The 17,904-nt window shown below is 70.9% G+C and carries 12 protein-coding genes and 2 pseudogenes; 5 read left to right on the top strand and 9 right to left on the bottom strand.

The annotated features are described in order from the left end of the window. Positions 1-181 precede the first annotated feature (181 nt). The 3 genes and pseudogenes from O3Q52_RS28375 (at position 182) to O3Q52_RS28365 (ending at position 3,036) form a co-directional block, all read left to right on the top strand. Positions 182-1,087: a universal stress protein gene (locus tag O3Q52_RS28375; protein WP_269651542.1), complete on the top strand. Its 906-nt coding sequence runs from the start codon at positions 182-184 to the stop codon at positions 1,085-1,087. Positions 1,088-1,111: 24 nt separating this feature from the next. Then, positions 1,112-2,122 (top strand): annotated as a pseudogene (locus O3Q52_RS28370) (zinc-dependent alcohol dehydrogenase). Between the two features lie 5 nt (positions 2,123-2,127). Further along, positions 2,128-3,036, top strand: coding sequence for a universal stress protein (locus O3Q52_RS28365; protein WP_269651541.1), 909 nt, complete (start codon positions 2,128-2,130; stop codon positions 3,034-3,036). A gap of 5 nt (positions 3,037-3,041) precedes the next feature. Here O3Q52_RS28365 and ppk2 read toward each other — a convergent pair whose 3' ends face one another. Next, positions 3,042-3,845 carry a polyphosphate kinase 2 gene (gene ppk2, locus O3Q52_RS28360; protein ID WP_269651540.1) on the bottom strand — a complete coding sequence of 268 codons (804 nt, stop codon included), beginning with the start codon at positions 3,843-3,845 and terminating at the stop codon, positions 3,042-3,044. Positions 3,846-3,893: 48 nt separating this feature from the next. Between ppk2 and O3Q52_RS28355 the strand changes: the two genes are divergently transcribed. Continuing rightward, positions 3,894-6,278 (top strand): phosphoketolase, encoded by a 2,385-nt coding sequence (locus O3Q52_RS28355; protein ID WP_269651539.1) that lies wholly within the window; start codon positions 3,894-3,896, stop codon positions 6,276-6,278. A 33-nt stretch (positions 6,279-6,311) separates the two neighbouring features. On the opposite strand, the gene O3Q52_RS28350 is transcribed toward O3Q52_RS28355, so the two are convergent. The 5 genes from O3Q52_RS28350 to O3Q52_RS28330 all read right to left on the bottom strand — a co-directional run bounded on the left by O3Q52_RS28350 (position 6,312) and on the right by O3Q52_RS28330 (position 14,674). Continuing rightward, a complete protein-coding gene (locus tag O3Q52_RS28350) occupies positions 6,312-8,210 on the bottom strand; it encodes a glycoside hydrolase family 76 protein (RefSeq protein WP_269651538.1) in 1,899 nt (632 codons plus the stop codon). Positions 8,211-8,313: 103 nt separating this feature from the next. After that, positions 8,314-10,611 (bottom strand): AbfB domain-containing protein, encoded by a 2,298-nt coding sequence (locus O3Q52_RS28345; RefSeq protein WP_269651543.1) that lies wholly within the window; start codon positions 10,609-10,611, stop codon positions 8,314-8,316. A gap of 211 nt (positions 10,612-10,822) precedes the next feature. After that, a complete protein-coding gene (locus O3Q52_RS28340; protein ID WP_269651537.1) occupies positions 10,823-12,295 on the bottom strand; it encodes a glycoside hydrolase family 76 protein in 1,473 nt (490 codons plus the stop codon). Positions 12,296-12,578: 283 nt separating this feature from the next. After that, positions 12,579-12,893: a hypothetical protein gene (locus O3Q52_RS28335; protein WP_269651536.1), complete on the bottom strand. Its 315-nt coding sequence runs from the start codon at positions 12,891-12,893 to the stop codon at positions 12,579-12,581. A 335-nt stretch (positions 12,894-13,228) separates the two neighbouring features. Continuing rightward, entirely contained in the window at positions 13,229-14,674 is a 1,446-nt protein-coding gene (locus O3Q52_RS28330; RefSeq protein ID WP_269651535.1) for a hypothetical protein, read from the bottom strand. Between the two features lie 114 nt (positions 14,675-14,788). Here O3Q52_RS28330 and O3Q52_RS28325 point away from each other — a divergent pair, with 114 nt between their 5' ends. After that, entirely contained in the window at positions 14,789-16,066 is a 1,278-nt protein-coding gene (locus O3Q52_RS28325) for a molybdopterin-dependent oxidoreductase (RefSeq protein ID WP_269651534.1), read from the top strand. Between the two features lie 316 nt (positions 16,067-16,382). On the opposite strand, the gene O3Q52_RS28320 is transcribed toward O3Q52_RS28325, so the two are convergent. The 3 genes and pseudogenes from O3Q52_RS28320 to O3Q52_RS28310 form a co-directional block, all read right to left on the bottom strand. Beyond that, positions 16,383-17,162: a bifunctional 2-polyprenyl-6-hydroxyphenol methylase/3-demethylubiquinol 3-O-methyltransferase UbiG gene (locus tag O3Q52_RS28320; RefSeq protein WP_269651533.1), complete on the bottom strand. Its 780-nt coding sequence runs from the start codon at positions 17,160-17,162 to the stop codon at positions 16,383-16,385. Further along, on the bottom strand, positions 17,159-17,776 hold the full coding sequence (locus O3Q52_RS28315; protein WP_269651532.1) for a DUF2064 domain-containing protein: 618 nt from the start codon (positions 17,774-17,776) through the stop codon (positions 17,159-17,161). Before O3Q52_RS28315 ends, O3Q52_RS28320 begins: the two co-directional genes overlap by 4 nt. Beyond that, positions 17,773-17,904, bottom strand: a pseudogene (locus O3Q52_RS28310) (glycosyltransferase); the annotation flags it as partial. The gene O3Q52_RS28315 and the pseudogene O3Q52_RS28310, both read right to left, overlap by 4 nt.

Here is a 17,904-nt window from a genome sequence, read left to right as displayed (position 1 = left end):
CCGGGGGCGCAGCGGGACCCGTCGCGGGTCCCGCCGCGCCCGCCTGCCCGATTGGGCCGATCGGCTCCTGCTGAGGACCTACGGCCCCTGCACCACGAACTCATCCGACACGACGCTGGAATCGGATCGTGCGACCCCGATCCCGACCTCGACCGCGACTCCGATCCCGAAGGTGGAGACCATGCCCCGCACCGTCATCGTGGGACTCGACGGCTCGCCCGAAAGCCACGCCGCGGCAGAATGGGCGGCCCGGGAGGCCAAGCTGCGCGGACTGCCGCTGAAGCTCGTCAATGTCTGGGAACTCGCTCCGACGCCCATGGCGCAGGCGCCACTCCTCGGTGCCGAGACCCAGCAGCACTGGAGCGAGCGCATCCCCCGTGAGGCCGCCGAGGGCGTGCGCCTGCGGCACCCCGGTGTCGAGATCACCGCCGAGCAGGTCTACGGCCGGCCGGGCGAGGTCCTGGCGCGCCTGGCCGAGGACGCGGAACTGCTCGTCCTGGGCTCGCGCGGCCTGAGCGGGATCCGCGGGTTCCTGGTGGGTTCGGTCGGCCTCGCCGTCGTGGCGGACGTCGAGCGGCCCGTGGTGCTGGTCCGTGCCGGGGAACAGGCCGCCGACGAGCACGTGATGGATCCGGCCGGCATCCCGTCCGCCGCGACGCCCTTCCGGCCCGTCGTGCTCGGCATGGACCCCGACAGCCCGGACGACTCGGTGCTCGCCTTCGCCTTCGAGGAGGCGGCCCGTCGTGCCACCGCCCTGAGGGTCGTGCACGGCTGGAACCTGCCGCCGTACTACGCCTACGGCCTGTCCGCCGACCTCGGCCTGCACGAGGAGATCGTCCGGCAGCAGACCGCCCGGCTCACCGAGACCCTGCGCCCGTGGCGACAGAAGTACGCGGATGTGGAGGTCGTCGAGGAGTCCCGCTCGGGCAGCCCGGCCAACCAGCTGGTCGACGCCTCCCACGAGGCCTCCCTGGTCGTCGTGGGACGCCGCGTCCGCCGCAGCCCGCTCGGTGCCCACATCGGTTCGGTCACACACGCCGTGCTGCATCACGCCACCGCCCCCGTCGCCGTCGTCGCGCACGGCTGACGCATCCCGAGGAGAACCAGAACCATGACGGCAGCGGTCGTCCGCGCATTCGGCGAGCCCCTGGTCATCGTGGAGCGCCCCGAGCCCGGCCCGGGCCGGGTCCGCGTCCGGGTCGAGGCTTCCGAGCTCTGTCACACGGACATCCACGCCGCCCACGGCGACCGGCCCGTCAAGCCGAACCGCCCTTCGTCCCCGGCCACGAGGGCGTCGGTCTCGTCGAGGCCCTCGGTGACGGCGTCACCCATCCGGCCCTCGGGCAGCGGGTCGCCGTGCCCTGGCTCGGCAAGACCTGCGGACGGTGCGAGCACTGCCTGTCCGGCTGGGAGACGCTGTGCGAGCAACAGATCAACACAGGATACGGATGCGATGGCGCGTATGCCGAGAAGATGCTCGCCTGGGCCGACTTCGCGCAGCCGGTGCCCGAGGGAATTGCCCGAGGGAATCTCCGCTCTCGACGGCGCCCCGCTCACCTGCGCCGGCGTCACCACGTAAAAGGCCCTCAAGGTCGCCGACGTCCGGCCCACTCACCTCGTCGCCATCTCCGGTGTCGGAGGACTGGGCCATCCGGCGGTGCAGTACGCGAAGATCGCCGGAGCGACCGTGGCGGCGATCGACGTCACCGACGAGAAGCTCGAACTCGCCGCGGAACTCGGCGCCGACATCGTGATCGAAGCCCGCGAGCACGACCCCGGCGAGGTGCTCAAGCGGCACGGAGGCGCGCACGCCGCCATCGCGCTCGCGGTGAACGAGGCCGCTTTCTCCGCGGCCTGTTCAGGGCTCCGGCGCGGTGGAAAGCTCGTCATGGTCGCACTGCCGGCGCACGGCACGATCCAGGTCCCGACTTTCGACACCGTCCTGGGCGGCACCTCCGTGATCGGCTCCATCGTCGGTACCCGGCAGGACCTGGCCTAGGTCTTCCGACTGCACGCGGGGGGCCGGACCAGGCCGCTCGCGAGCGTCAACGAGTCCATCGACGAGGTGCTGCGCGGCGAGATCAAGGCAAGGATCGTCTTCGACCTCGGCGAAGGAAGGTGAGGACGGTGGAGCTTCCCCTGGTCGTCGGTGTCGACGGCTCCGAACCCGGCATGCGCGCCGTGGACTGGGCGACGGACGAGGCCGCCCTGCGCGGCGTACCGCTGCGGCTGGTGTACGCCTCACTGTGGGAGCTCCCCCACTCTCGGCTGCGCTCGAGCGGGGGGACCCCCATCGAGGGCGCCGCGCTGGCCGAGGGTCTTGGCAGATCCTCGGAGCAAGTGATGGCCGACAGCATCGTCGAGGTCGCCGCCAAGCGTGCGCACCGGCGTGAGATGGACCTGAAGATCTCCACCGAGGTGCTGCCCGAGGAGCCGGTGCCCGCACTGCTGCGGGATGGGCGAAACGCGTCCGCGCTGGTCCTGGGCACTCGCGGCCGCAGCGGAATCGCCGAGCTCCTGCTCGGCAGCGTCAGCCTCGCCGTGGCCGCCCGCGCCCACTGCCCGGTGATCGTGCTGCGCGGCGGCCACGACCATCAGGCGACGTCCAGGATGCGCCGGCGCATCGTGCTCGGCGTCGGTGAGGAGCCCGAGAACTCGGCCGCTGTGCGGTTCGCGTTCGAGGAGGCGCGGGAACGCCGGGTACCGCTGGAGGCGGTACGTGCCTGGCGCTGCCCCGCGCACCAGACCACCGACCACCCGCTGCTGGCCGGCGAACCTGCCCACCTGTACGAGCAGCAGGCCACGGAAACCCTGGAAGCGGCACTGCGTGACGCCCCGGCGGGGGGGGAACTGCACCGGCGCATCGTCGAGGGCCCGGCCCGCAAGGTGCTGCTCGACGCCTCGGTCGAGGCCGATCTGCTCGTCGTCGGAGCCCAGCGGCGCCGCGGCCATTTCGGGCTCCAGCTGGGCCGCGTCGCCCACGCGGTCCTGCATCACTCCGCCTGCCCCGTCGCCGTCGTCCCTCAACAGGCATGACCGGTTCAGAGGCTCGCCGCGTGATCGGGGACGTATGTCTGCAGATCGCGGGGCGGGCGCTGGTAGCCGGTCGAGGGCGGTCGGGGCGGCAGTTCCAGCACCGGCGGCGGCACCTCGTGGTACGGCACGGAACTCAGCAGATGGGAGATCATGTTCAGGCGGGCCCGGCGCTTGTCGTCGCTCTCCACGACGAACCACGGGGCCTCCGAGATGTCCGTGTGCACCAGCATCTCGTCCTTCGCCCGGGAGTACGCCTCCCAGCGGGTGATCGACTCCAGGTCCATCGGGGAGAGCTTCCAGCGCCGCGTCGGGTCCTTCAGTCGCTGCCGGAACCGCTTCTGCTGCTCCGTGTCGCTCACCGAGAACCAGTACTTGCGCAGCAGGATCCCTTCCTCCACCAGCATCCGTTCGAAGATCGGGCATTGGCGGAGGAAGAGCTGGTACTCCTCCTTGGTGCAGAAACCCATGACGTGCTCGACACCGGCGCGGTTGTACCAACTGCGGTCGAGCAGCACGATCTCCCCGGCCGCGGGCAGATGCTCGACGTACCGCTGGAAGTACCACTGGGTGCGCTCGCGCTCGGTCGGCTTGGGCAGCGCCACGGTCCGCGCGACGCGCGGGTTGAGGTGCTCCGAGGCCCGCTTGATCGTGCCGCCCTTGCCCGCCGCGTCCCGCCCCTCGAAGACCACCACGAGCCGGGCACCCTCGGCCCGCACCCACTCCTGGAGCTTCACCAGCTCCGTCTGCAGACGCAGCAGTTCCTGCTCGTACGCCGCGCGCGGCACCTTCGCCGTCTTCTTGCCGGCCATGCCGCCTCCTCCGCTCGATGACGTCCTTCGATGACCTCTGGAGTCACCATGACCAACGTCGAACACCAGGACAGCACCGTACTGACCGACGAGGAACTGCGCACCCTTGACGCCCACTGGCGCGCCGCCAACTACCTTGCCGTGGGCCAGATCTACCTGATGGCCAATCCTCTGCTCACCGAACCTCTGGCCCCCGCGCACATCAAGCCCCGGCTTCTCGGCCACTGGGGGACCTCGCCCGGCCTCAACCTCGTGCACACGCACCTCAACCGCGTGATCAAGGCCCGCGGCCTCGACGCCCTGTGCGTCTGGGGTCCCGGCCATGGCGGTCCCGCCGTCCTCGCCAATTCCTGGCTGGAGGGCAGCTACAGCGAGACCTATCCGGATGTCTCGCGCGACGCGGCCGGCATGGACCGGCTGTTCCGGCAGTTCTCCTTCCCCGGCGGAGTGCCCAGCCATGTGGCCCCCGAGACACCGGGCTCGATCCACGAGGGCGGCGAGCTGGGCTACTCCCTCGCCCACGCGTACGGGGCCGCCTTCGACAACCCCGATCTGCTGGTCGCCTGCGTGATCGGTGACGGCGAGGCGGAGACCGGGCCACTGGCCGCCTCCTGGCACTCCAACAAGTTCCTCGACCCGCTGCACGACGGCGCGGTCCTGCCGATCCTCCACCTCAACGGCTACAAGATCGCCAACCCGACCGTACTGTCACGGATTCCCGAGCACGAACTCGACGCCCTGCTGCGGGGATACGGCCACGAGCCGATCCACATCACCAGTGACGACCCCCGCGAGATCCACCGCGCCATGGCCGGCGCCTTCGACCAGGCCCTCGACCGCATCGCGCTGATGCAGAACACGGCTCGCGAGGACGGCGTGACGGAGCGCGTCCACTGGCCCATGATCGTGCTGCGTACCCCGAAGGGCTGGACAGGACCTGGCGAGGTCGACGGGGAGCCGGTCGAGGGAACCTGGCGTGCGCACCAGGTCCCGCTGGCCGGGGTACGCGAAAGCCCCGACCACCTGCGGCAGTTGGAGACGTGGCTGCGCTCCTACCGGCCCGAGGAACTCTTCGACACCGACGGCAGGCCCACCGCGGACGTCCTTGCCTGCATCCCCGCGGGGGCCCGTCGGCTGGGCGCCACCCCGCACGCCAACGGCGGTCTTCTCGTACGCGACCTGCCCATCCCGTCGCTCGACCGTTTCGCCGTCCACGTCGACAAGCCGGGCGAAACCGTGCACGAGCCGACTCGCGTCCTGGGCGACCTCCTCGAACAGATCATGAACGACACCTCGGGCCGTCGTGACTTCCGTCTCGTCGGACCCGACGAGACCGCCTCCAACCGGCTGGGCGCCGTCTTCAACGCCAGCGGCAAGGCCTGGCAGGCGCAGATGCTCCAGGTGGACGAACACCTGGACCGGCACGGCCGGGTCATGGAGATCCTCTCCGAACACCTCTGCCAGGGCTGGCTGGAGGGCTATCTCCTCACCGGACGGCACGGTCTGTTCTCCTGCTACGAGGCGTTCGTGCACATCGTCGACTCGATGGTCAACCAGCACATCAAGTGGCTCAAGACATCGAGGGAGTTGCCGTGGCGGGCCCCGATCGCCTCGCTCAACTACCTCCTCACGTCGCACGTGTGGCGCCAGGACCACAACGGCTTCTCGCACCAGGACCCCGGCTTCGTCGACCACGTCCTGAACAAGAGCCCCGAGGTCGTACGGGTCTATCTGCCGCCGGACGCCAACACCCTGCTCTCCGTGGCCGATCACGCCCTGCGCAGCCGCGACTACGTGAACGTGATCGTCGCGGGCAAGCAGCCCTGCTTCGACTGGCTCTCCATGGACCAGGCCCGCGTCCACTGCGCACGCGGAGCGGGCATCTGGGACTGGGCGGGCTCCGCCGACGGAGACCGCGAGCCCGACGTCGTCCTGGCCTGCGCGGGTGACGTCCCCACCCAGGAGATCCTGGCCGCCTCCGATCTGCTCCGGCGCCATCTGCCCGAGCTCGCCGTCCGGGTCGTCAACGTCGTCGACATGGCCCGGCTGCTGCCACGCGCGGAACACCCGCACGGGATGGGCGACTTCGAGTACGACGGCCTGTTCACCACCGACAAGCCGGTGATCTTCGCCTACCACGGCTATCCCTGGCTGATCCACCGCCTCGCCTACCGCCGCACCGGCCACGCCAACCTCCATGTCCGCGGCTACAAGGAGATGGGCACCACCACGACCCCGTTCGACATGGTCGTCCGCAACGACATGGACCGCTACCGCCTCGTCATGGACGTCATCGACCGCGTCCCCGGCCTCGGCGCCCGCGCCGCCGCCGTACGCCAGCGGATGGCCGACGCCCGCACCCGCCACCACGCGTGGATCCGCGAGCACGGCACGGACCTGCCCGAGGTCGCCGACTGGACCTGGACCGGCTGACTCCCCTTCACATCCCTTCCACGGCGAAGGAGTTCATCGCCCGGCCGACAGACCTTCCGCGGCCGTGAGCGCACCCAACGCGCTGGCCTGGGTGCGCCAGTCCGACGGGTTGGGAGTTGTGCCGGACCAGCGCTGGCCCAGGCGGTTGAGGCGGTCCCGGTCCGTGCTCCAGATCGAGTCGGCCTGCTTTGTCACGTAGGCCCGGTAGGCGGCGGACCCGGTGGCGTCCGCCAGGTCGGCGAAGTGCCGCATGAAGATGCCCTTGAACTGTTTCTGGTTGTCGTCGCAGGAACCCGCGCCGACGTCGCAGGACTCGGTCAGCACGCCGCCGCGGGTCAGCGCCGACGAGGACATCGCGGAGTCGGCCAGGCGCTTGGCCGTGTCCAGATACCTGCTGTTCCCGGTGGACCGCCAGAGCTGGGTGAAGCCGCCGATGGCGAGGCCCTGGTTGTAACTCCACACGGTCTGGCCGTTGTTGCCGCAGCTCCCGTTCAGCCCGTCGTTGACCAGCCCGGAGGAGTTGATCAGCCCGCTGCCCAGGTACCAGTTGGCGGCCGTGGTCGCCCGCGAGCCCCACACGGTGTCACCGGAGATCCGCTGGTGCAGCGAGGTGGTCAGCCACAGGTACTGCCCGTTGGTGACGGCGTTCTTGTACGTGCGCTCCCGGTCCCACCACACACCGCCGCCGCAGGTGTTCGGATCCCAGTACTGGTGCACGTAGTTGGCGATCGTCACCGCCTCGTCCAGGTAGCGCCGGTCGCCCGTGTAGTCGTACGCCGCCAGCCAGGCGATGGCCCACCAGCCCGCGTCGTCGATCGCACGGCTGATGAAGTGCCCCTCGATCGGGTCCGAACTGCGCACGCCCGCGGGGAAGACACCGCGGTTCTGCTCGAAGGTACGGGAGATCGCCCAGTCGTAGTCGTGCCTCCCGGTGCGTTCGGCGAAGTCGATGATCGAGGTGACGGCGACGGCCGAGTTCCACCAACTACTGCGCCACCAGCCCTCGTTGGTCTGGTACGAAGCCATCAGCGCGTCCGCCCCCGCACGTGCCCGGGTCGGTGCCGGCCTGGCCCAGGCGGTGCAACTGCCCTCCTGGTGGGAGGCCTCACGGCCGCAGGCGCGGACGGCCCCGCCGTACAGCAGGCCCCGTGGGTCCCGGGTCGCGAACATGGCGGTCCGGGTCGAGGACGCCCTGGACGGCACGCTCGTACGGCCGAGGGAAGCACCCTCCGGCCAGCTCGCGCCGGCGTCCCAGGAGCGGTCGAGCCAGATCTCGTCGCCCGCGCCGCCGCTTCCGACGACGCCCCAGGCCATGCCGTTGCGCTGGTCGACATGCAGGCTGATGGTGCGCCCGAAGAGGGTGGTCGACGGCACGGGAGTGTCGTCGCCGGACGCCGTGGCGGGGTCGGCGCCGTCGCAGAACGAGCCGTCGCACACCTTCGGATACGCCCAGTCGGTGCACGTGACACCGCCCGCGTCACCGCAGGCACGGATCCAGCCGCGTCGGTGCCCCACCGGGTCGGAGATGTTGTACATCAGCGTGCGGGTGCCGGTCCAGGCGCCGGGGATGCTGGCCTTGCCGAGCACACCTTCCCAGGTGGCGCCCCGGTCCCAGGACCGGTCCAGCCAGACCGACTCGCCCGTCGTGCCGTTGTCGATGCTCGCCCAGGCCATGTTGTCCGGGTCGGAGACGTGCAGCCGGACGATCCGGCCGTTGATGGTCTTGCTCGGCACCGGGAACGTGTCCTGCTGTGCCTTCGAGGGGTCCAGGGTGTCGCACGCCAGGGCACAGACCGGCGTCGCTGCATGGGCGGGGGAGGGGAGGGCGACGAGGCCGGTCAGGGCCAGGAGCAGGGCGAGGAACGGGGTGAGCAAGGGAGTGAGCAACGGGGTGAGAAGTCGACCGAGGACCGGGTGGGGCCGCGCTGACATGACGTACCGCCAATCCGTGAGGGCCGTGCGCGGAAGGGAGGGGGTGGCCGCCCGCGGAGGGCGGCCACCTTGAAGAGCGCCTGCTGTACGGGAGCGGTCGTGCTCAGGGAGCCCAGGGTGCCGAGATCGCCCAGGTGGTGTCCGGGACGAAGCTCGCCGGGTTGTCCCAGGTGTGCGTGCCGCCCTGCTGGGCCAGCCAGAGCTCGGCGTTGATGTGCCGCAGGTACTGGCGGGGGAAGCCCGACGCCGAGAGCCGGACGCCGCCCCTGCCCTGCACGGGGCACCAGGTCGCGTCCTCCTTGTAGAGCGTGGAGTTGTCGTTCGCGTCGCGCCGGACGCGGAACTCACGGTGGCGCAGGTACTCGCCGGGGTAGTTGCGGGACTCGAAGGAGTAGCAGAGCCGGTTGGCGAGACCCGGCTTCACCTTCCAGGTGGCGTCCTCCTTCAACAGGGCCGTGCTGCCCGAGTTCACCACCTCGGTGAAGCCGAGTCCGTCCTGGTGACGGAGGTAGCGGTCGGTGTGGCCCGGCGTGGTGACCCGGATCGACACGTACTGCTCCACCGGCAGCTTCACCGTCGGTCCGACCGTGCGGGACGCCGTGATGAGCGCCTGGTTGGCCGCCCGGACGCGGGCCTCGTCGACCTTGACGATCTGACGGTCGTAGGTCAGCAGGCCGTTGGCCTCGTTCTCGACATCCGTGATCTGCGTGTAGACGGCCGCCGACAGGCCCCCCGCGGGCAGCGAGTTCTCCCGGATGCCGTCGAGCAGCCCCACCAGGCGGTCGTTGAGGGCGGACAGGCTCGGCTGGTCCTCGTAGCTGAACCCGCCGCCCGGATACCACTCGTGGCCGGAGACCCGGATGCCGAGACCGCCGTACTCGCCCAGCACGGAGGCGCGTACGGGCTCCGTCGGCGTGTTGCCGGGGCCGACGTAGTTGTGGTTGTCGACGACGTCGCCGTTGCCGCCGTCCTGGGAGCCGCAGCAGTTGACGCCGCTCATGTTGTCGACGAGGCGCGAGGGGTCGTACGACTTGACCATGTCCGCGATGCGGGCCTGGTCGTACTGGCCCCAGCCCTCGTTCTGGTTGACCCACAGGATCAGCGAGGGTGAGCTGCGGTGCTCGTCGATGACGGCGCGGTACTCGTTCTCCCACTGGGTGCGGGCCGCGGCGGACGGGCTCTTTCCGCTGTCCATGGCCGGCATGTCCTGCCACACCAGCAGCCCCAGGCGGTCCGCCCAGTAGAACCACCGCTGCGGCTCGACCTTGATGTGCTTGCGGACCATGTTGAAGCCCAGGTCCTTGTGCTTCTGCAGGTCGTACCTGAGGGCCGCGTCGGCGGGAGCGGTGTGGAGGCCGTCCGGCCAGTAGCCCTGGTCCAGAGTGCCGCTCTGGAAGACGAACGACCCGTTGAGCACGGGGCGTTGGACACCGTTCACGTTCTGCACCGCGATCGACCGCATGCCCGCGTACGAGCCGACCCGGTCGGCGCCCGCACTGCCGGAGAGCTCGGCCGTGACGTCGTACAGGAACGGGTCCTCCGGCGTCCACAGCCGGGCGTTGGGCACCGGCACGGAGAACTGCCGGCCGACCGTGCCGGTGACACTGCCGACCTGCGTGCCGCCGTTGGAGACGGTGACCTTGGCACTCGCGCCGTCGGCCCCGGCAGCGCGCACCGTCACCCGCAGGGTGTTGTCCTGGAGGTTCGGGACCATGTCGAGCCGGGTGATGCGCGCGGCGGCGGCCGGCTCCAGCCAGACCGTCTGCCAGATCCCGGACGTGGCGGTGTAGAAGATGCTGCGCCCGGCGTGCGGGGTGACGTCCTGGATGCGCTGCTTGCCGACGGCCTGGCCGCGGGTCTGCGTGGCGTCGTACGCGGACACGACCATCGTGTTGGTGGAGCCGCCGTTCAGGAGCGGCGTGATGTCGTACGAGAAGGAGTCGTAGCCCCCTCGGTGGACGGCCCCGGCCTGCTGCCCGTTGACCCAGACCGTGGTCTCCCAGTCGGAGGCGCCGAAGTTGAGCTGGACGCGGCGGCCGCCCCAGCCGGACGGGACCGTGAAGGTGCGCTTGTACCAGAGCTTGTCGTTCTCGGTGATCTTCCGCTGGATGCCCGAGAGCGCGGACTCCGGTGCGAACGGCACCCGGATCCGCTCGCCGAACGACGACGGCTGACCGGCGTCGCGAGACGTGACGGCGAAGTCCCAGATGCCGTTGAGATTGGCCCAGTCGGGGCGGGTGAGCTGCGGTCGCGGATACTCCGGCAGCGGGTTGTCGACCGGGACCTGGTCGGTCCACGGCGTCGTCATCGGCGCGGGTTTGGGGGTCCAGGCCGCCGCGGCGGCGTCGGCGGGGGCCGTGCCGGAGGCGAGGAGGCCGGTGACGGCGAGTGCCAGCACCATGGCGGCGGTCGTGACACGCCGCCAGGTCGATAGGGGTCTCAGCACGGTGATCGCTCCAGTGTCTCGGTGGCGCACGGAGGAACGCCGCCCGCAGGACGGTGGAACTTGTTCAACACGAGAGAGCTTGCTGCACGAATACCACAGCATTCACTCGTCCAATTGTCCAGACCAAGTGCGGACAACGTTGTCGGAACGTCGATGAACTCCCGCCTCATGGCGCCGCGTTGAGCAGGTCGAGGGCGCTCTGCTGCCGTGCCGCGTCCAGCTTGTCGACCGGGCCGAACCAGCGCAGTCCGTACTGGTCGAGGGCGTTCCGGTCGCTCGTGTGGGCACGGTCCGCCTGGCGTTGGAGGTAGCCGGTGTAAGGATGGTCCGGCAGCGCGGAGTTGAGCTTGCCCAGACCGCGCACGTGCGCGCCCTTGAAGGACGGTCCGTCGCCGCCGCAGTCGCCGCCCTCGCACGGGTCGCGCAGGATGCCGTCGGCGGTGTGGAGCGAGGAGGCCGTGGTCGCGGCGTCGGCGATCTGCCGTGCGCGGGTGAGGAGTTGGCCGTCGCCGGTCGCCCTGTTGAGCTCGGTGAGAGCGCCGAGCAGGACACCCTGGTTGTACGACCAGACGGCCTGGCCGTTGTTGCGGCAGGTGGACAGGTCGACTCCGTCGTTGACCAGGTTCGAGCCGTTGATCATGCCGGTGCCCTGGAACCAGGACCAGCCGGCCCGGGCCCGGTTCACGTACGTCGTGTCGCCCGGAATGCGGTTGTGCAGGGCGGCGCTGAGCTGGATGTAGAGGGAGTTGGCAATGGCGTTCTTGTACGTCTTCGCCGTGCTCCACCACACTCCGCCGCCGCAGGTGCCGTCCCAGTACGCGGCCATGTGGTCGGCGTCGGCGCGGGCCGTGTCCAGATAGCGGCGGTCGCCCGTCAGGTCGTACGCGGCGACCCAGGCGAGCCCCCACCAGCCGGTGTCGTCGATGTACTCGTTGCGGAACTGCCCGTCCTTGGCGTTGAGGTTCAGGTCGTACGTGCGGGAGATCGCGTACGAGTAACTGTTCATACCCGTCACCCGGATGTTGTCGACGACGGCGTTGAGGGCGTTGGCCGAGTTCCACCAGCCGGTGGTGTCGAACAGGCCGGTCCCGTAGTTGTAGAAGGTCATCAGCCCGGTGGCCGCCGCGGTGCGCCGGTTGCCGGCGTTCCATGTGGTGCGGGCCCACGGGGTGCAGGCGATCTCGGTGCGGTCCCCGGCCTTGCCGCAGGCGCGCAGGGCGCCGACGCCGCGGTTGTTCCAGTCGTCCACGTTGTACATGAGTGTGCGCCAGGCCCGTTGACCTGCCGGGACGGTCGTGTCGCCGAGCTTGCTGCCCGAACTCCAGGTGCGGCCGCCGTCGAAGGAGCGGTCGAGCCAGACCTCGTCGCCCGGGTTGCCGTTGCCGATGGACGCCCAGCCCATCGCGTCGGTGTCGTCGAAGTGGAGGGCGATCGACCGCCCGTGGACGGCCGCCGTGACCGGAGTCCGGTCGCCGGGGGAGAGGGCGGGGTCACGGGCGTCGCAGTACTTGTTGCAGATGGTCGCCGCCGCGGCGGGGTCGGGGGCGGACGCCGACTGCGGGGCGGGGCCCGCGAGCAGGACCAGAGCGAGAGCCGTCGCCGACCGTCTGGGGATTCGGAGTCTTGGAAGGAGAGTCATGGGGCCTCTCTGTCAGGGCAACGCCCCTGAACCTTGCCGTGGGACCGGTCTCGTTCCTTCGCGGAGGACACCGGTACGGGCGAAGGCTGGGGCTGGCGAAACGAACATGAGAGCGCTCTCGGAAGGTAGTGAGGGGGAGAGGGAGCGTCAACGGTGCGGACGCACAAGGGAGTTGAACGTGGGGCAAGGAGGGGCGTCCTCCGCGGCGGGGGCGGCCCGTCGGACAAGCCCTGTGAACTCGCACCCGGCCGACCGGCCGGGGCTCGGTGCCCGGGTTCTTCTGTCAGCGGCGGCGAATCCCGTCGAGCATCATCTCTAGCAGCCGGGTCCGCCGGTCCGGGTCGAGCGGCAGCTGTCCGCTGACCCAGGCAATGGCTCCGGCCAGATGCCATACGTCGTCGGCGTCGACGTCCGCACGGAGTGTGCCGGCTTCGGCGGCGCGGCGGACGAGTGCCGTGCCGGCATCGATGGCGAGACGGCAGTCGCTGCTCTCGTGAACCGGTGAACGAGCGAGGGCTTGGGCCAGGCCGTCGAACGTGCTGCACTGCTGGATATAGGCGTCCAGCCAACGGTTGACCGTTCTCGGGGAGTCCGTCACCGTCGGTTCCTTTCCCCTGCTGCAGGGCCGATGTGGCCAATGACGGCAGTCGGTTCCCACGGGTGGCCGCTCAACGACCCGGACGTGGCCGGGTGTTACCGCTAACCGTCAGTTGAGGGGCGATCGTATGCTGATACGCCGACGCCGGGTGTTGGACAGGACGGCAACATCCGCGGACTGCGAGCACGGGCTCAACGCGCATTTCTCTGTCAGTCGTTGAGGCGGAAACCGAGGACCGCGTCGTGGCCGCCGAACGCGTCGGCGAGACGGCGAGCCTCGGACCGGCCAAGCGTCCGCTGTACGACACGGGTGCGATCCGAGTGCAGCACCGTCGGTCACCACCCCGTCAGCAGCAAGTGATTGAGAAGAAGGGCGAGCACGGCCTGGGCCGCGAGCCAGGCGCGGGGTCGGGTCAGGTACGCGCACGAGACCAGGAGCCACATGGCGAACGGCAGCCAGATGCGCTCGGTCTCCGCTTTGCTCATCCCGGACAGGTCGGCGATGAGCAGAGCGGCGAACGCGGCGGCGATCAGCACGGCGAGGCGGAGTTCGGCAGAGGTGCCGAGCATGTCGGCCCAGGGCAGGATCCGTCGGCGCAGGGCCGCGCCGACCCGTGCGGAAGCGCCGCGGCGGTCGGGTGCCCGCCCGTGCAGAGGAGCGTCGGGGGAAGAACGTGCCCTGAGCCGTGTCGGGGTCTCAAGGAGCGTGGCGCCGGTGCGCCGCAGGCCCGCCACCGTTGCCGGGCCCACGATCAGGACCGTGCAGGCGAGGTTGGCCCACACCCAGTAGCCGTAGGGCCGAATGCCGCCGGCTCCCTCGTAGTAGCGCTCGACGAGCAGGTGGTACGCCTCCCACCAGTTGAAGCCCGCGAGGGTGAACACGACAGGGACGACGGCGACTCCGGCGAGGGCGTAGGGCAGGGGCCGGGTTCGTCGCGTGCCGAGCAGCAGGACGGCGCCCGCGATCACGGCGAAGAGGGTGAGTCCGTAGGAGAGATAGCAGGTGAGGCCGAAGAGGAGGCCGGAGGCGAAACCGGTGAGCCGAGGCCGGTACCCGGTGACCGCGAGGGCGAGGAACGCGATCGTCCAGGCCGCGACCGCCGCGAAGTAGCCGTCCGCGGACGTCCCCATCCACACCGCGGCCGGCGCCATCACCAGGAACGGTGCGGCCCGGCGCGCGAGCGCCTCGTCCGTGAGCGCCCGCACGGCGACCAGTACCGCCACGCACGCAGACGCCCCGACGGTGATGCAAAAGGCTCCGGCCCAGCCTCCGCCACCGAGTCCGACCCGGTCGAGCAGGACGAACGTGACCGTCGCCGCCGGGGGGTGGCCCGCCACATGCGCGGGCCAGTGGTCGGGGGAACGGATCAGGATGTGGCCGGTGAAGTCCCGCAGCGTCGCGGGGATGTCGTGGAAGCGGTCGATGACCTGTAGGTACTCGTAGCTGGTCGTGAGCCGGACCGCGACCCCGCGCTGCCAGCCGTCGATCAGCGCCAGTGACCACGTCCACGCCATGGCCGTGCACCAGGCGGCGCCCAGCAGAGCGCGCCACGGCAGCCGAGCGGCCACTCGCGGGCCGTATGCCACGACGCCGACCGCGACGACGAGTGCCGCAAGGGTGCCGGGGCCGACGTGGGGGCCCCAGTTGGCGTACAGGGGAGGCCACCCCACGTGCAGGGTGCCGTCCTCCCGCTCGATCGCGGTGCCGACCAGCGCGGCCGCCACGACGAGCAGCGCGGCGGCCGCGGTCGCGTACAGGTCTCGGAGAAGATCACGGGTCACGGGGGGAACGCTAGGCCGCGGGGACCGCGGCGAGGCCGTTGCGCGTGCGGACGTCAGCGTTTCGTCATGTGTCGAGGGCCCCTTTCCGCGGTTGCGGCGGCCTACGGTCGGCGCATGTCACGGTTGCACACCCCGCCTGCCTCGCCCACGTCCCCCGGTTTCTGGCGCAGTCCCGTACGAGGTCCGTGGTTCACCTCGGTGCTCGGAATCGTCCTGCTCGGCGGGATCACCGCGCTGTTCCTGACGGGGCTGCTGTCGTACGCCGCGTACAACCCGGACCTCGCGCCGGTCAACGACAAGACCCCCGACAAGGGACTGCTCGGCTTCTACCTCTTCTCGTGGCCGACACAGCCGCACTGGCTCTACCGGCTCACCCAGGGCATCCATGTCACGCTCGGCATCACGCTCATCCCCGTCCTGCTGGCCAAGCTGTGGTCGGTCGTTCCGAAGCTGTTCGCGCTGCCGCCGGCCCGGTCGCTGGCGCACGCCCTGGAGCGGATCTCCCTGCTGCTCCTTGTCGGCGGCGTGCTGTTCGAGTTCGTGACGGGTGTACTCAACGTCCAGTTGGACTACCTCTTCCCCGGCTCCTTCTATCCGCTGCACTTCTACGGCGCCTGGGTCTTCATCGCCGGGTTCGTGGTGCACGTGGTGCTCCGGGCTCCCGCCGCCGTACGCAACCTGCGTCGCATGCGGGCGGGGGAGGGCCCGCAGGAGGAGGCGGGTGGGGAGCCGGACTTCCCGCTGGTCTCCCCGCGGCCGGCCGAGCCCACCGTGTCCCGGCGTGGCGCGCTGTGGTTCGTCGGCGGCGGTTCGCTGCTGCTGTTCGGGACCACGGCCGGACAGAGCTTCGACGGTCCGCTGCGGCGCACCGCCCTCCTGGCGCCGCACGGCGGTGCCGATCCGGGCAGCGGTCCCGGCGGCTTCCAGATCAACAAGACGGCCGCGTCCCGGGGGATCGCAGCCGCCGAGACGCGCGAGGACGTGTGGCGGCTGGTCCTCACCGGGCCCTCCGGGACCGTCCGGTTGAGCCGCGCCGAACTGCTCGAACTCCCGCTGCACAGTTCGGCATTGCCCATCGCCTGTGTGGAGGGCTGGTCGACCGGCGACCAGTGGTGGCGAGGCGTACGGCTGCGGGAACTCGCCGCCCTCGTCGGGTACGACGCGGACTCGGCCCCCGACGTCATGGTGGAGTCCCTCCAGCGACACGGCGCCTTCCGCAGGGCCGCCCTGCGGTCCAACCAGGTGCGTGACCCGCGTTCCCTGCTCGCCCTGGACGTCAACGGCGAGCCGCTCACCCCCGACCACGGCTACCCGGCCCGGATCATCGTGCCCGCGGCGCCCGGTGTGCTCAACACCAAGTGGGTGGCCCGGATGACGTTCGGAGACCTGTGATGCGCAGAGCTTTCCCTCCACTGGGCAGCCCGCTGCAGATTCTGCTCCTGGCCTGCTCGTTCGCGCTCGCCGGATACGCGGGTGTGCGTCTGCTGTCCGACGACTGGCTCGGGGTGACGCTGTGGTTCCTGGGCGCGGCCGTGCTGCACGACCTGGTGTTTGTGCCGTTGTACGCGGTCGTGGACCGGGCCGTCACCGGAGCGCTCGGTGCCGTCGGCCGCCGGGCCTGGACCTTGTACGTCCGGGTGCCGGCGGCCTTTTCCGGGCTTCTGCTGCTGGTGTGGTTCCCGCTGATCAGCGGGAGGGTGGCGGACGGCTACGAGTCCGCCACCGGCCTGTCCGCGGACGGCTTCCTCGCCCGCTGGCTGCTGATCACCGCCGTACTCTTCGGCGGGTCCGCCCTGGTGCTGGTGCTGCGGCTGCGCAGGGAGACGAAGCAGCGGCCACCGGCCGACCACTGATCCACGGTGCGCCAGCCCAGCGGGCGGGCGTACCGCAGCAGGGCCCGGGTGCCGAGCCGGGCCCAGGGGAACGCGGCGCCGGTGGCCCCCTGGGCGCCGGTGCCGCGCACGAGGCGGACGTCGGCGCGCTCGTCCACGTCCACCGGAGCCGTCTCGGCGATCAACAGGCCGCCGGGCAGCAGTAGTTGGGCCACTCTGCGGAGCAGGGCGTGTGGGTCGCCGCCGATGCCGAGGTTGTCGTCCAGGAGCAGCGCGGTGTTCCAACGGCCCTCACCCGGCAGTGGTTCGAAGACCGAACGCAACAGGGCGGGCCCGCCCAGGCCCAGAGTGTGGGCGACGGCGGCCTCGCTGACGTCGATACCGAGCGCGGTCCGGCCCCGGGCGGCGAGCTCCGTGACCAGCCTTCCTGGCCCGCACCCGACGTCGAGAACGGCACTCTCGCACCGGTCCAGGACCTGACGGTCCACGGCGTCGGCCCGCGCGCACCACCGCTCGACGTCCAGCGGCAGCAGCCAGCCGTCGCCACGGCGCAGGAAGAGCGGTCCCCGGCCTGCCCGGAGGGCGTCGGCGTAGGGGTCGGCCGACCAGCTGTGCTCGGCGGGGTCCCGCGCCATCACCTCATGCGCTGTGCTCATCGGCGGCCGGCCGTCCGCAGCCGGGCCAGTTCCGCGGCGAAGCGGCCGTGCGGCGCCAGGGCGGCGACCGCTTCGGCATCGGCGGAGGTGTCCACGTCCCGCAGGCGCGGCAGGTCGCGCACCCGCAGGCCGGAGGCGACGAGCCGGGCGCGCTGGACGGCGCCGGTTGCGGGCGTCGACACCGGAACCCCGCGCAGCTGCTCGGGGTCCGGCTCCGCCAGCCCGAGCGCCCAGAAGCCGCCGTCCTCGGCCGGGCCGAAGCAGGCGTCGTACCCGTCGAAGTCCACAGCGAGCAGGCCGGGGGTGACCTGCGGTGTGTCCATCCCGATCAGCAGGGCCGGTCCGTCGCAGCCGGCGAAGGCCGCGGCCAGCCGCTCGTCGAGGCCGCCCGCGCACTGCGGTACGACGTCGAAGCCGGGCGGCAGCCAGGGCCCGGGACTCCCGTCGAGGACCAGGATCCGGCGTCGGGCGGGTGTCGCGGCCACCGCGTGCAGGGTGTCGGTGAGGGCCGCCTCGGCGAGCGCCGCCGCCTCCTCGGGTGTGAACGGCGGCGTGAGCCGGGTCTTCACCCGTCCCGGCCGCGGCTCCTTCGCGATGACGAGCAGGGTGGTCATCGGCCGGATCCTCCTTGTGCCTGTGCTGTGGCCGTCGCGGGCACGGCGGGTCGCTCGGCCAGTACGCGGCCCATGTCGCGTACCGCCTGCCAGGTGCCACGCCAGGTCCCGGTCACCTTCGAGGCACC

The sequence above is a fragment of the Streptomyces sp. ActVer genome (genome assembly GCF_027270795.1).
Classification (GTDB): Bacteria; Actinomycetota; Actinomycetes; order Streptomycetales; family Streptomycetaceae; genus Streptomyces; species Streptomyces umbrinus_A.
Note: the sequence above shows the minus strand (reverse complement) of the source record. Positions and strands in the feature narration are given on the sequence as shown.

Coding starts and splice junctions, on each gene's coding strand:
- O3Q52_RS28375 (WP_269651542.1), top strand. CDS start 182: ATGCCCCGCACCGTCATCGTGGGACTCGACGGCTCGCCCGAAAGCCAC.
- ppk2 (WP_269651540.1), bottom strand. CDS start 3,845: ATGGCCGGCAAGAAGACGGCGAAGGTGCCGCGCGCGGCGTACGAGCAG.
- O3Q52_RS28355 (WP_269651539.1), top strand. CDS start 3,894: ATGACCAACGTCGAACACCAGGACAGCACCGTACTGACCGACGAGGAA.
- O3Q52_RS28350 (WP_269651538.1), bottom strand. CDS start 8,210: ATGTCAGCGCGGCCCCACCCGGTCCTCGGTCGACTTCTCACCCCGTTG.
- O3Q52_RS28345 (WP_269651543.1), bottom strand. CDS start 10,611: ATGGTGCTGGCACTCGCCGTCACCGGCCTCCTCGCCTCCGGCACGGCC.
- O3Q52_RS28340 (WP_269651537.1), bottom strand. CDS start 12,295: ATGACTCTCCTTCCAAGACTCCGAATCCCCAGACGGTCGGCGACGGCT.
- O3Q52_RS28325 (WP_269651534.1), top strand. CDS start 14,789: ATGTCACGGTTGCACACCCCGCCTGCCTCGCCCACGTCCCCCGGTTTC.
- O3Q52_RS28320 (WP_269651533.1), bottom strand. CDS start 17,162: ATGAGCACAGCGCATGAGGTGATGGCGCGGGACCCCGCCGAGCACAGC.
- O3Q52_RS28315 (WP_269651532.1), bottom strand. CDS start 17,776: ATGACCACCCTGCTCGTCATCGCGAAGGAGCCGCGGCCGGGACGGGTG.